We start from the raw sequence: 12,420 nt of genomic DNA, 5'->3' as shown, positions 1-12,420 counted from the left end.
AGCGGCCTCCTTTCATCTGAGGGGCCCGGGCGAGGCCCGGGCCCCTCAGGGCGGGGTCAGTTGGTGGTGCCGAGCTTGGAGACCAGGTCGTTGATCTCGGTGGCGACCTGCGTGCCGCCGCTGTCGTACCAGCGCTTGATCTCGCCCTTCAGCTGCTCCTCGGTGAGCTGGCCGGACAGGAACTTGATCCGGGCGTCGGGGATGATCGTGTCGATCTGGGCGCCCTTGGCGACGGCCGTGGGAGAGACCACCGGCAGCGCGGGGTTGAACACCGCCGTCTTGAGGTCCTCGGCCATCAGCTTGTTCTGGAGGTTGATCATGTCCTGGTACGGCTTCCCAGGAGGCGTGCGCTGGTAGGCGATGCCGCCGATGTCCGCGGTGCCCTTGGTGCTGAGCTGGGTGAAGGCGTTGTCCACGTCCTTCTGGACGATCTCGACCTTGGGGTCGGTCTCGTTGATCAGCGAGGCGGTGTTGCCCGCGACCTTGAAGTTGCGGCCCTCGATGCCGTTCTGCAGCAGGACCTGGCCCTCCTTGGTGGCCAGCTTGTCCAGCGCCTTCAGCAGGTTGTCGAGGTCCGCCTCGGTCCGCACGCTCTGCTTGGAGATGGCCAGGGTGTCGTTGTAGCCGGTGAACGGGGAGGAGAACTTCTGGCCGTCGGAGCGCTTGAGGTTGCCGACCATGGCGACCTTGTCGCCGTAGTTCTCGGGGTCGTCCTCCCTGAACAGGTCGAGCAGCGCCCTGGAGCGGATGTTCACGTCGATGATGATGCCGCCCTTGCCCTGGTGGAACGGCTCGTTCCACTTGGCCGAGTCGAGCGTGGCGAAGTCGGGGTTGACCAGCCCCTCATCCACCATCTTCTTGAGGAACTTGTTCGCCTCGAGGAACTCGGGGGTGTCGAACCCTGGGACGAGCTTGCCGTTGCGCTCACCCCAGCCGTTCGGGGCGCCGAACCAGGTCTCCAGCACGTCGTACGGGCTGGAGGTGGCGTAGTTCCCCGGCCACTTCGGGATGATCAGGCCGTAGGTGTCCTTCTTGCCGTTGCCGTCGGGGTCCTTCTCGGCGAACGCCTTGGCGATGTCGTACAGGTCGTCGACGGTTTCGGGCAGCTTCAGGCCGACCTTCTCCAGCCAGTCCTTGCGGATCAGGACCGCGGAACGCAGCTGGGGCCGCATCCGGTAGAGACCGTAGATCTTGCCGTTGACGGAGGCGTTCATCGCGGTGCGCGGGTCCGCCTGCTTGAGGTTCGGATACTTGTCCAGCTTGTCGGTCAGATCCCAGAACGCACCGGCCTGCGCGGCCTTGACGAACGACGGGTTCTTCGGGTCCACGACCATGACCTGCGGGAGGTTGCCCGACGCGAGAGTGACGTTGATCTTGTCGGTGTACTCGGCGTTGGGGACCCAGTTGATCTGGAGCTTCTTGCCGATGAACTTCTCGACCGCCTGCTGCATCTCGCCCTTGGGATCGGGCGCGGTGCCGAAGAGCTTGGACATCACGGTGATCGTGTTGGGGTCTGCCGCGGGCGCGTCACCGCCGCCCGAGCAGGCCGAGGCGGTGAGTGCAGCCGTGAGCGTTAGCGCACCGGCGATGAGCCGGCGGCGACGGGGTGCGCTCATGTGTTCCCTTTCGAATGCAGGCGCGCCTCGTTCTCCTCGAAGAAGCGCAGGCAGAGCCACGTGTTGAGGTAGATCCACGCGCCGAAGCTGATCATCGGGGCGAGGATGTACGCCGCCGAGGTCGCGTAGGCGATGGCTGAGAGAGCTAGCAGCAACAGCACGGACGAGGCCGGGCGCAGGAGCGCTAGCTGTGCCGCCTTGGGCCAGTACGCCCACAGCGGCAGGTCGAAGTGCGCGTAGAGCGGCCCCACGTACGCCCCCACACCGGCCAGTGCGATGAGCGCCACGAAGGTCGTGATCCGCAACGCTCCCATGTCGGGCCCGAGGGCGGAGAGGTACAGGTAGCTGCCGACCATGAGGACGGCCAGCACCGCCACCGGCAGCACCAGCAGCGAGCCGCGGACGAACTCCCGCCGGTAGACGGACCAGAACTCCGGTACCGCCTGAAACGATTCACCACGAGCGTGCCTCCGGGCCAGCGTGTAGGCGGCGACGGTGGCGGGGCCCAGCCCCAGGACGACTCCGCCCACGAGGGTGAAGGCGATCCACAGCAGGTTCAGCCGGACCGCCCAGACAAGCTCCGAGCAGACCGCGTAGACCCTGATTGACGTGGTGGAATGGCTCATCCGGCAGCACTTTCTCGTAGCGTGTGCACGGACACGGCGATGGGGGTGTTGCACCGTGGTTCCCGCCCCGTTACGGACGGATGAACGTCTCGGTGGTGGCGAACGTAGTGTTGAATCGACTCAGAGTCAATGACGCGAAACCCGGAGATTTCCGTATTCGCCGATCAATGGGGCCATCTGCCGGAAGCCGACCTTGCCTCCAACCAGGGCCGGACCGCCCACGAGGCCCTCGTCCATCCAGCTGAACGAGACCAAATCGTTGACCGAGAACGTGACCTCACCTGCGCGGATGTCGAGACGCATGGCGTAGGGGCCCTCGGCGTCGAGCACCGCGGGCAGCGGGTCGGGCCCCTGCGCGACCAGATGGAACCCGTGGCTCTTGCGCAGGTTGCAGGTGTGCAACTTTCGCTCCGAGGTCCACATCCGTCGAAAGTAGGACACGTGGTAGGCGTCGATGTCGCCGCTGTGATACTGCTCGTACGGCCCCTCACGCCGGGCCAGCGCCGGGTCGAACAGGTCCTCGCCGCCCCTTCCCCGCGCGTGGAAGAACAGGATGGCCAGCCCCGGCTCCCTGACCGGCCAGAAGTCCCACTCGATCCGCACGTCGGCGGGGAAGTCCTCGGGACACCACAACACCAGGTTGGCCGCCTGCCCGTCGGCCGGCGGGCGCAGGCTCTCCAGCCGCATCCTGCCCATGGGGAAGGAGACCGCCCCGGCTCCCTCCATCCGGAACCCCTCCAGGTCGTCGGGTCCCGCGAGCCGGTTGCGGTAGATCTCGGTCACGGTGATGCTCCTTCTAGCTGCGCCTTCGCAGTGCGCTGGACTCCCGGACGACCAGGTCCGGCTGGAAGATCACCTGCCGGTGCCGGTGCCGCTCCGGGTGGGCGACCTCCTCCAGCAGGAGCTCGATGGCCGTACGGCCGAGCAACTCGCGCGGCTGCCGCACCGACGAGAGAGGAACCGCCGCGGCGGCGGCGAAGTCGATGTCGTCGTAGCCGACGATCGCCATGTCGTCGGGCACGCGCAGCCCGCACGCGGCCATGGCCTGCAGGAACCCGAGCGCCAGCAGGTCGTTGGCACAGAAGGCGGCCGTCGGCCGCTCACCCTCGGGCATGGCCGCGACGCGCTCACCGGCGGCGCGCCCGGCCGCGGCGCTGAGCATGGGCATCGAGGAGTCGACCAGCTCCACGCCCCCGGCCGCGGCGACGGCCCCGGCCACACCCGCGTGCCGGTCGGCCACCTGCTTGATCGACGGCGGCCCGCCGACGAACGTGATGCGGCGATGCCCCCGCTCGATGAGGTGGGCGGCGGCGATCTGGCCGCCGAGCCGGTCGTCCACGGCCACCGAGCACTGGAGGCCGGTCGCGGCGCTGTCGACCAGCACCACGGGCGTCCCCCGGGCGGCCAGCTCGGCCAGCCGGGGCTGCTGCGCGTCGACCGGGGTGATCAGTATGCCCATGACGCGCTGCTGTTCGAGCTGGTCGAGGTGGCGCCGCTCACGGCTCGGATCGGCCCCGCTGTTGCACAGCACGACCATCGTGTCGTGCTCGTCGGCCAGCGTCTCGGCGCCCTGCGCGACGTCGGCGAAGAACGGGTTGGCCACGTCGAGCACGAGCAGGCCGACCGTGCGGCTGCGGCCGACGCGCAGGTGGCGGGCCACCTCGTTGCGCACGAAGCCCAGCTCGCGGATGGCGTCGAACACCCGTGCCCGGGTCGCCGGCGCGACGATCTCCGGCCGGTTGAGCACGTTGCTCACGGTGCCGACCGAGACGCGCGCCAGCCGCGCGACCTCCTTGATGCTCCTTGTCGCCATGGATCCTCACGAGGCCGCGCCGGGGGTGAACGTCGCTCATCATAGCGGCCTTGAAGATTCTTTTGAATCGACTCAACCTGCGGTTTCTCTGGCAACCGCTTACCGGAACAATATTCTACTTTTCGTTTCAGTGCGTCCCTGCCGAACACCCCTCCGACGCACCCACCGAACGGACGTCCGAGAGTGGAAGCCGCTCCTGCGCCTCCACAGCGCGCGGCCGGCCGCGCGGGCTCCATGCGACCGAGCCGGGAGGCCGCGTCGCGGGGCCGGACTCACGAACCTTCGGACGTAGGTCCCTGGCGGCCCAGCAGGGAAGCCGCGTTGCGGAGCCGGACTCACGAACCTCCGGACGCAGGCCCCAGGCGGCCCAGCCCGGGAGCCGGGTTACCGGGCCGGACTCACGAACCTTCGGACGCGGGTCCCATGTGGTCCCACCGGGAAGCCGGGTTGCCGGCTGCGGGTCCCGTGCCCGTGGGCGGTGGTGGGTCCACCACGTGGATGCGGACCGCGCGGAACTGTGCCGGCGTCTCCCGCAGCACCGCCAGCCTGGGGTCCGGGACCGTCAGGAACGGCTCCGCCTCCAGCGCCAGGAGCGGCGCGAGCCGGCGGTCGGCGCGCAGGGCGTCCACGGCCCGCCGGTCACCCCCGAGCACCACGGCCTCCAGCTCCGGCAGGTGCGGCGTCAGCACGCGCAGCGCCGTGTCGGCGGCCGTCTCCAGCGCCTGGTCCGCCTGGTTGCGACGGCGTCTGGCGAAGCGCTGCTGGGACCAGCCGCCCGCCGCCGTGCGCCCCTGGACCAGCCGGGAGCCGACCTTGGACGCCACCAGCTCCGAGCCCTGGAACACCCCGGCCGCGTACCCGCCCAGCCGTACCAGCACGACACCGATCCGCCGCTCCGCGCGGGCGTGCGCGACGAGCCGGGTGACGTGCGGCGGCCCCGGGCGCATGGGCGGGAAGGGCGCGTGCAGCTCGGCGAGCGCCCCGTCGGCGGCCACCAGCCGCACCGCCCGGTCGTCACCCGTCGCCTCGAACGGCCCGTGCCGGTCGGCGAACCCGTCGATCCACGGGTGGACCCGCTCGGGGGGCACGGACACCCACCGTCCGCCGCCCTTGGCCGGTCGCGCGCTCATGCCGGAAGGCTAACCGACGCGCCCACTCCACCGGTCAGCCGAGCGGGGTCCCCGGCCGGACGTGAGCGTGCGAAAGCCCCACGCCACGCGCAGCGGGGAGAGCGGCCGGCGGCGTGCGCGAGCCCCACGACATGCGCGGCGGACCGCGACCGGCTACATGCGGAAGCCCCACGCCACCCGCGGTCGACGGCGTCGGCGGCGTGCGGCACGGGATGGAGACCCCGGCGGTGACGCGAGGGCCGCCGGGGACAGGGAAAGGCAGGTCAGAGGCGGCAGGCGTAGATGTCGGTGACCAGGATCGCGCGGGCGCCGATGTCCCAGAGCTGGTCCATCACCTGCTGGTGGCCCTTGCGCCGGACCATGGCACGGACCGCGACCCAGCCCTCGCGGTGCAGCGGCGACACCGTCGGACCCTCCATGCCGGGCGTCAGCGCGATGGCCTCCTCGATGCGCTCGGCGCGGATGTCGTAGTCCATCATGACGAAGTCGCGCGCGTGCACGACGCCCTGGAAGCGGCGCACGAGCTGCTGGACGCCGGGCGGCTCCGGGGCGCTCTGCCGCTTGATCAGCACGCCCTCCGAGCGCATGATCGGCTCGCCGAACACCTCCAGGCCGACGTTGCGCAGCGTGGTGCCGGTCTCGACGACGTCGGCGATCGCGTCGGCCACGCCGAGCCGGATGGCGGTCTCGACCGCGCCGTCGAGCTTGATGACGCGCGCGTCGACGCCCGCGTCGGACAGGTACTTGCCGAGCAGCCCGGTGTAGGAGGTGGCCACGCGCATGCCGTCGAGGTCCTTGACCGACGAGAGCGTGCCGGGCCTGGCGGCCAGGCGGAAGGTGGAGTCGCCGAAGCCGAGCGGCATGATCTCCTCGACCGGCGCGCCGGAGTCGACGAGCATGTCGCGGCCGGTGATGCCGGCGTCGAGGGTGCCCTCGCCGACGTAGACGGCGATGTCGCGCGGGCGCAGGAAGAACAGCTCGCAGCCGTTGTCCTCGTCGAGGATGAACAGCTCCTTGCTGTCCCGGCGGGGCCGGTAGCCGGCCTCCTTGAGCATGGCCTGGGCGGCTTCGCTGAGTGCGCCCTTGTTGGGTACGGCTAGTCGGATCATGTCGGTGTCGTCTCTCCGTGTCTCGCGGATGCGGGCGTGGGGCGGGCGAGGCGGGCGCTGGGCGCCCTAGAGATGCTTGTAGACCTCGTCCAGCCCGATGCCCTTCGCGAGCATGAGCACCTGCACGTGGTAGAGAAGCTGGGAGATCTCCTCGGCGGCCCGGTCGCTGGACTCGTGCTCGGCGGCCATCCAGCTCTCGGCGGCCTCCTCGACGACCTTCTTGCCGATGGCATGGACGCCGGCGTCGAGCGCGGCCACGGTGCCCGACCCCGCGGGCCGGGTGCGCGCCTTCTCGGACAGCTCGGCGAACAGCTCTTCGAAGGTCTTCATGGTCTCTCTCGTCGGTCGGCTGACGTGCACGACCAGCCTAGTCGGACCGCGCGGGTCGCACGTCCGGTGTCCGGAACGCGAGACACGATCCCGGTGAACTGATCTTGACCCCATTCTGTCATTCATCTATGGTCCATTTGGCAAATGAACAGGGGAATTTTCGACCAGCCGATGGAGGCTTTTGTGCCGACGGAAAGCCTCTTTCCGCTTTCACTCCGTACACTGCTCCGCCCCGAAATACTGCGTGACCCCGCTCCGGTGTACTCGGCGTGGCGCGAGAACGACCCGTTCTTCTGGTTCGAGGAGCTCGGCACGTGGGTGCTGACGCGTCACGAGGACTGCACGGCGGTGCTCAAGCGGCTCGACTGCTTCACCTCCGACTGGCGGCGGCTCGGCGAGGGCGTCCCCGGCGAGCTGGTCATGCTGCAGACGGTGGACCCGCCCGAGCACCCTCCCGTGCGGCGGCTGCTCACGGCCGCCTACCGGGCGTGCGACCACGCCGCGCTGGCCGAGCGCACGGCCGCGCGGAGCAGGGCGCTGCTGGCCGGGGTGGACGGGCGGACGGCCGACTTCGTGGACGAGGTGGCCCTGCCGCTGACGGTCGCGACGATCTGCGACGTGCTCGGGGTGGACCCCCCGGACCTCGCCCTGCTGCGGCGCGTGTCCCCGCCCGTCATCGACACCATGGACGCGGGGCTGCGGCCCGAGGTGATACCCGCCGGGCTCGCGGCGCGCGCGGAGCTGGACGAGATGGTCGAGCGCTGGATGAGCGACCACCGTCCGGGCGGCATGTTCGCAAATGTCAGCCAAAAACTCGACGGGCTCGGCGCGGATCGTCGTTTGGCAATGAATTCCCTGCGGTCCACATTTCACGCCGGTTTCGAATCGTCCGCCCGGCTGCTGTCGCTCGCGCTGCTCGCCTTCACCGATAATCCGGGCGTCCTTCCAAAATTCACCGAAAATCCGGAATCCGCGGTGGAAGAAGTCGTCCGTTACACGAGTCAGGTGCAGGTGCTCGCCCGCGGCTGTCTGACGGACACCGAGGTGGGAGGCCACAAGGTGCGCGGCGGCGACGGCGTGACGCTGATCATCGGCGCCGCCAACCGCGACCCCGCCGTCTTTCGGGAGCCCGACCTCCTGCGCCTGGGCCGCTTCCCCAACCCGCACCTCGGCTTCGGCCGCGGCCTGCACTCCTGCCTGGGCGCCGGGGTCGCGTCGATGCAGGCCCGGGTGCTGTTCACCGAGCTGGCCGGCTACGCGGACGTACGCCGCGACGGCGAGCCGGTCATGTGGGACAGCGGCACCCTGCGCGGAGTGCGAGCCCTGCCCGTCACGCTCTCCCGAGGAGGTGATCCCGCATGCGCTACGCCTACTGACCGGTAGCCCGTGGCCGGTCGCCCGATGGCCGGCGCGGCCGGCCGCGCCGGCGTCCTACCCTCCGAGGAGGTCCCATGGACCGACCCACCGGCCGGCCCCCCGATCGTTCCCCCGGCCCGTCCTCCATCACGCCCGACGGCCTGCCCGACGGCCTGCCCGACGGCCTGTTCGACGACCCGGCCGACGTTGTCGGTGGTCCGGCCGACGTTGCCGGTGGCCCGGCCGGCGTCTCGGCCGGCGGCCCGGCCGTGACGGCGCGCGGCCGCTACCGTGACGCCCTGGCCGTCCCCGAGTTCCGTGCCCTGTTCCTGTCGCACGTGGCGGCCATGCTGGGCACGATCATGACCCAGTTCGCGCTCACCGTGCTGGTCTACCGCCAGACCGGGTCGCCGTTGCTCTCGGCCCTGGTGTTCACCGTGGCGTTCGTCCCCTACCTGTTCGGTGGGGTGCTGCTGTCCGCGCTGGTCGACCGGGTGCCGGTCCGCCGGCTGCTGGTGGGGTGCAACCTGGCCACGGCCGCGCTCGCCGCCGTGATGGCGCTGCCCGGACTGCCGGTCGTGGCGGTGCTGCTCGCCGCGTTCGCGATCGGCCTGGTGGCGCCGGTCTTCGCGGGGGCGCGGGCCGCGGTGCTGCCCCGCGTGCTCGACGCCGACGTCTACATAGCCGGTCGCAGCCTCTTCCGGCTGGTGGCGCAGGCCACGCAGGTGAGCGGCTTCGCGCTCGGAGGGCTGCTGCTGGTCGTGGTGACGCCCCGGACCGTGCTGCTGATCGACACGGCCGCGTTCCTCGTGTCGGCCGCGGTGCTCGCCGTGGGCGTCAGGGTCAGGCCGGCCGCCTCCCCCCGGGCCCACGGCCTCGCTCGTCCGCGACTCGGTGGGCGGCCTGGGGCGGGTCTTCCGCGTCGTACGGCTGCGCCGGGTCCTGGTGTTCGGCTGGGCCGCGCCCGCGCTGGCGGTGGCTCCGGAGGCGCTGGCGGCGCCGTACGCGGAGCTGAAGGGGTTCGGCACGCTGGGGCTGGGGCTGCTCATGTCGGCGCTGCCCGTGGGCACGGTGCTGGGTGAGGTGCTGTGCCTGTGGATCGCCTCGCCGGAGCGGCGGCTGCGGCTGGTCGTGCCGCTGGCCCTGCTGATGTTCGCGCCGCAGCTCGGCTTCGGGCTGCGGCCGGGGCTGCCGCTGGCCGTCGCGCTGCTCGTGCTGTCCGGCATGGGCCTGGCGCACCACCTGGGGCTGGACGCGCTGCTGGTGGACGCGGCCCCGGAGAGGTTGCTCGGGCGGGCGCTGAGCATCCAGACGTCGGGGCTGATGTTCTGGCAGGGCGTCGGCTTCGCCGTGGCGGGCGCGGCGGCCCAGCTCGTCCCGCCGCCGGTCGTGGTGGCGGCGAGTGCGGCGCTGGGGCTGGCGCTGGTCACGCTGCTGCGCCCCGCCCGGGCCCCCGCCCGGACGGCGCCTTCGCCGGGCGTCACACCGGAACGATCAGGGTGACACCCCACTGGATCAGGCCCCAGCGAACGGGGTGATGTCGCACGAGGTCGGCAGGGCGCGGGTGGTCTCCGGGCTCAGCCGTCCAGGTCCAGGAGCCGGTCGTCGGAGGCTCGCAGGCCGCCGTACCGCCGGACCCTGCCGACTCCCGCCGTACCGCCGGACCGTGCCGGCCCGATCCTCGCGGCGTGCCGGCCCACGGCGTACGCGCGGGCGGCGCGCGGATCTACGCCCAGTACGGCCGGGGGCTCGGCGGCGGCGAGGGCGGGAGCTTCGGTCATCGCGTTCGATGAACCGGGTAAGCACGTGACCGTAGGCTGTGGCGTGATCACTGTCAATCCCGCTGATACGGTTCAGTGAAACTTTCATGCCGGAGGTGCGCGTGAAGAGGCCGACGATCGCCGACATCGCCAGGCGGGCCGGTGTCTCGAAGGGCGCGGTGTCCTACGCCCTGAACGGCCGGCCGGGCGTGTCGGAGGAGACGAGGGCGCGCATCCAGGCGATCGCCCAGGAGATCGGCTGGCGGCCCAACGTCGCCGCGCGGCTGCTGACCGGGGCCGGCGCGGGCGCGATCGGGCTCGTCGTGTGCCGTCCGGCGCGCTTCCTCGGCGTGGAGCCGTTCTTCATGGAGCTGATCAGCGGCATCGAGGACGAGCTGGCGGCCCGCTCGTGCGCGCTGATGCTCCAGGTGGTCGCCGGCCACGAGGCCGAGATCGCCGTGCATCGCCGCTGGTGGGGCGAGGGGCGGGTAGACGGCGTGATCCTCGTGGACCTGCACGCGGACGACCCGCGGGTGCCGGTGATGGAGCGGCTGGGCATGCCGGCGGTGGTGATCGGCCACCCGTCCGCGTCGGGCTCGCTGCCCGCGGTGTGGTCGGACGAGGCGGCCGCGATGCGCGAGGTGATCGAGCACCTGGCGGCGCTCGGCCACCGCCGCGTCGCCAGGGTGGCCGGTCCGGCCGCCCTGGCGCACACCGCGATCAGGGACGCGGCGTTCACGGAGTCCCTTGCGGCGCTGGGGCTGGAGGAGGCGGCCGTCCCGCACACCGACTACACCGGCGAGGCGGGCGCCCGGGCCACCAGGCGGCTGCTCAGCTCGCGCGCCAGGCCCACGGCGATCGTCTACGACAACGACATCACGGCGCTGGCGGGCCTGTCGGTGGCCCGGGAGATGCGGTTGGAGGTGCCGGCCGACCTGTCGATCGTGGCCTGGGACGACTCGCCGCTGTGCCAGGTGGTGCGGCCGCCGCTCACGGCGCTGACGCGGGACATCCCGGCCTCGGGCGCGCGGGCCGCCGGGCTCGTGCTGCGGATGGCGGCCGGCGAGGAGATCTCCGGCGTGGAGGACCCGGCGGCGCGCCTGCGCCCCCGCGGGAGCACCGCCCCACCGCCCCGCACCGCCCCCTGAACCGCTTCATCGCGGCCGCCCGGCGGCGTGACCACGGGCGACGCCCGGCGGGCGGGAAACATTCCAGCAATCTCAATCGCCGCCTATTGTAACTTACCCGTTTAAGTGGTGAGATCCCCATACCCGTGAATTCGGGCGCCGGGCGCGGGATGCCCCGCACATTCCGCATGCCTCCGCCAGGGGAACCGGGCGCCCATCCGACCGACAGATCGGACAGCCCCTATGCGACGAACGACGGCAGTCTGCAGCACGGTCCTGGTGGCACTCCTCAGCGCCGCCTGCGCCACCAGCGGCCAGTCGGAGACCAAGCAGGCCGACCAGAACGCCCCCGCGAACCTGTCCTTCTGGTCCACCGGCGGGGACGACGAGACCGCGATCTTCCAGAAGGCCGCTGACCTGTACAAACAGTCACACCCCAACGTGACGATCAAGGTGCAGACCCTGTCGTGGGACGACGCGTACGCCAAGCTGCTGGCGGCGGCCACCAGCCGCAGCGGCCCGGACGTCCTGTCCGGCGGCATGACGTGGACCATCCAGTTCGGTGCCCGCGGCGCCATGGTGGACCTGCGCAAACACGGCCTGGACGCGCTGAAGGCGCAGGCTCAGCCCGCCCAGTGGGAGTCGGCCGTCTCCCCCGACGGCTCGGTGTACGGCGTGCCGCTCGACATGTCGACGTTCGCCCTGTTCTACCGCAAGGACCTGCTGGAACAGGCCAAGATCGACGCCCCGCCCAAGACGTGGGAGGAGCTGGTCGCCGACATCGACAAGCTCAAGGCCGCCGGGGTGAAGAAGCCGTACAGCCAGGACTGGGGCAACCTCGACTGGATCGGCTACTTCAACTACCTCTACCAGGCGGGCGGCACGTTCTACACGCCCGACTGCAAGCCGTCGCTGAACACCCCGCAGGCCGAGCAGGCGCTGACGTACTGGGTGGACCTCTACCGCAAGCACGGCGCGCCGACGGCCCAGGTGGAGGGCTCCGACGCGCTCGACACCGGCACCGCGCTGGTGGTCGCCGGCAACTGGATCGCCAAGGGCATCGACATCAACAAGCCGAAGCTGAAGGGCAAGTGGGCGATGACCACGCTGCCCGCGGGCCCGGCCGGGCCCACCACGTTCATCGGCGGGCGCGCGATCGGCGTCACGTCGTTCAGCAAGTACGCCCAGATCGGCGCGGACTTCGTGAAGTTCCTCTACTCCGACCCGGCGATCACCGCGATCGTGGACGAGGCCAAGAAGCGCAACCTGCCCTTCATCCCGCCGCGCGCGGACAAGGTGGTGTCCGCCTCGACGTTCACCCCTGAGCAGGCCCAGGTGTTCGACGCCTCGATCAAGACCGGCAAGGCCGCGCCGGGCTGCCCCGGCTGGGACGAGAGCGCCGGGGACGTGTCCAAGCAGCTCCAGTCGGCCATCCTCGGCAAGGCGGACGTCAAGACCGCGCTGGCCGAGGCCGCGAAGATCATGGAACGCAACGCCGGATAGCCGCCCGCCGGGACCGGTGGGCGCCGGTCCCGGCCACCGATCCAGGAGCC

At 71.0% G+C, this 12,420-nt stretch carries 13 protein-coding genes; 5 read left to right on the top strand and 8 right to left on the bottom strand.

Annotation, left to right across the window (positions count from 1 at the left end; translation table 11 throughout):
• Nucleotides 1–56 precede the first annotated feature (56 nt).
• The 7 genes from AB0H64_RS21185 to AB0H64_RS21155 form a co-directional block, all read right to left on the bottom strand.
• A complete protein-coding gene (locus AB0H64_RS21185; protein WP_357626875.1) occupies nucleotides 57–1,616 on the bottom strand; it encodes an extracellular solute-binding protein in 1,560 nt (519 codons plus the stop codon).
• Nucleotides 1,613–2,242, bottom strand: coding sequence for a DUF624 domain-containing protein (locus tag AB0H64_RS21180; RefSeq protein WP_357626873.1), 630 nt, complete (start codon nucleotides 2,240–2,242; stop codon nucleotides 1,613–1,615). The genes AB0H64_RS21185 and AB0H64_RS21180 overlap by 4 nt, the downstream gene beginning before the upstream one ends.
• 126 nt (nucleotides 2,243–2,368) lie before the next feature.
• The gene (locus AB0H64_RS21175) at nucleotides 2,369–3,025 is read right to left on the bottom strand and encodes a DUF1961 family protein (protein ID WP_357626871.1); all 657 of its coding nucleotides are present in this window, start codon (nucleotides 3,023–3,025) and stop codon (nucleotides 2,369–2,371) included.
• Nucleotides 3,026–3,038: 13 nt separating this feature from the next.
• Entirely contained in the window at nucleotides 3,039–4,055 is a 1,017-nt protein-coding gene (locus AB0H64_RS21170; RefSeq protein WP_357626868.1) for a LacI family DNA-binding transcriptional regulator, read from the bottom strand.
• Between the two features lie 398 nt (nucleotides 4,056–4,453).
• On the bottom strand, nucleotides 4,454–5,185 hold the full coding sequence (locus tag AB0H64_RS21165; RefSeq protein ID WP_357626867.1) for an acVLRF1 family peptidyl-tRNA hydrolase: 732 nt from the start codon (nucleotides 5,183–5,185) through the stop codon (nucleotides 4,454–4,456).
• Nucleotides 5,186–5,448: 263 nt separating this feature from the next.
• Nucleotides 5,449–6,294 (bottom strand): ATP phosphoribosyltransferase, encoded by an 846-nt coding sequence (gene hisG / locus AB0H64_RS21160; protein ID WP_357626864.1) that lies wholly within the window; start codon nucleotides 6,292–6,294, stop codon nucleotides 5,449–5,451.
• Nucleotides 6,295–6,360: 66 nt separating this feature from the next.
• On the bottom strand, nucleotides 6,361–6,624 hold the full coding sequence (locus AB0H64_RS21155; RefSeq protein ID WP_214636287.1) for a phosphoribosyl-ATP diphosphatase: 264 nt from the start codon (nucleotides 6,622–6,624) through the stop codon (nucleotides 6,361–6,363).
• Nucleotides 6,625–6,882: 258 nt separating this feature from the next.
• Between AB0H64_RS21155 and AB0H64_RS21150 the strand changes: the two genes are divergently transcribed.
• From AB0H64_RS21150 to AB0H64_RS21140, 3 genes are all read left to right on the top strand, one after another.
• Nucleotides 6,883–8,007 carry a cytochrome P450 gene (locus AB0H64_RS21150; RefSeq protein WP_357626861.1) on the top strand — a complete coding sequence of 375 codons (1,125 nt, stop codon included), beginning with the start codon at nucleotides 6,883–6,885 and terminating at the stop codon, nucleotides 8,005–8,007.
• Between the two features lie 68 nt (nucleotides 8,008–8,075).
• Nucleotides 8,076–9,062: an MFS transporter gene (locus AB0H64_RS21145; protein ID WP_357626858.1), complete on the top strand. Its 987-nt coding sequence runs from the start codon at nucleotides 8,076–8,078 to the stop codon at nucleotides 9,060–9,062.
• The gene (locus AB0H64_RS21140) at nucleotides 9,028–9,483 is read left to right on the top strand and encodes a hypothetical protein (RefSeq protein ID WP_357626856.1); all 456 of its coding nucleotides are present in this window, start codon (nucleotides 9,028–9,030) and stop codon (nucleotides 9,481–9,483) included. Before AB0H64_RS21145 ends, AB0H64_RS21140 begins: the two co-directional genes overlap by 35 nt.
• A gap of 74 nt (nucleotides 9,484–9,557) precedes the next feature.
• Here AB0H64_RS21140 and AB0H64_RS21135 read toward each other — a convergent pair whose 3' ends face one another.
• Complete coding sequence (locus AB0H64_RS21135; RefSeq protein ID WP_357626853.1) at nucleotides 9,558–9,761, bottom strand: hypothetical protein; 204 nt, start codon at nucleotides 9,759–9,761, stop codon at nucleotides 9,558–9,560.
• A 101-nt stretch (nucleotides 9,762–9,862) separates the two neighbouring features.
• On the opposite strand from AB0H64_RS21135, the gene AB0H64_RS21130 reads away from it, so the two are divergent.
• Both AB0H64_RS21130 and AB0H64_RS21125 read left to right on the top strand, forming a co-directional pair.
• Complete coding sequence (locus AB0H64_RS21130; protein WP_357627088.1) at nucleotides 9,863–10,888, top strand: LacI family DNA-binding transcriptional regulator; 1,026 nt, start codon at nucleotides 9,863–9,865, stop codon at nucleotides 10,886–10,888.
• Between the two features lie 258 nt (nucleotides 10,889–11,146).
• Nucleotides 11,147–12,370, top strand: a complete 1,224-nt coding sequence (locus tag AB0H64_RS21125) for an extracellular solute-binding protein (RefSeq protein ID WP_357626851.1) — start codon at nucleotides 11,147–11,149, stop codon at nucleotides 12,368–12,370.
• Nucleotides 12,371–12,420: the final 50 nt, after the last annotated feature.

It is taken from the genome of Nonomuraea sp. NPDC050733 (assembly GCF_040654215.1).
In the GTDB taxonomy this organism is placed as follows: Bacteria; Actinomycetota; Actinomycetes; order Streptosporangiales; family Streptosporangiaceae; genus Nonomuraea.
The sequence above is the reverse complement of the archived record's forward strand: the minus strand, read 5'-3'. Positions and strand labels throughout refer to the sequence as shown.

Coding starts and splice junctions, on each gene's coding strand:
- AB0H64_RS21185 (WP_357626875.1), bottom strand. CDS start 1,616: ATGAGCGCACCCCGTCGCCGCCGGCTCATCGCCGGTGCGCTAACGCTC.
- AB0H64_RS21180 (WP_357626873.1), bottom strand. CDS start 2,242: ATGAGCCATTCCACCACGTCAATCAGGGTCTACGCGGTCTGCTCGGAG.
- AB0H64_RS21170 (WP_357626868.1), bottom strand. CDS start 4,055: ATGGCGACAAGGAGCATCAAGGAGGTCGCGCGGCTGGCGCGCGTCTCG.
- AB0H64_RS21165 (WP_357626867.1), bottom strand. CDS start 5,185: ATGAGCGCGCGACCGGCCAAGGGCGGCGGACGGTGGGTGTCCGTGCCC.
- hisG (WP_357626864.1), bottom strand. CDS start 6,294: ATGATCCGACTAGCCGTACCCAACAAGGGCGCACTCAGCGAAGCCGCC.
- AB0H64_RS21155 (WP_214636287.1), bottom strand. CDS start 6,624: ATGAAGACCTTCGAAGAGCTGTTCGCCGAGCTGTCCGAGAAGGCGCGC.
- AB0H64_RS21145 (WP_357626858.1), top strand. CDS start 8,076: ATGGACCGACCCACCGGCCGGCCCCCCGATCGTTCCCCCGGCCCGTCC.
- AB0H64_RS21140 (WP_357626856.1), top strand. CDS start 9,028: ATGTCGGCGCTGCCCGTGGGCACGGTGCTGGGTGAGGTGCTGTGCCTG.
- AB0H64_RS21135 (WP_357626853.1), bottom strand. CDS start 9,761: ATGACCGAAGCTCCCGCCCTCGCCGCCGCCGAGCCCCCGGCCGTACTG.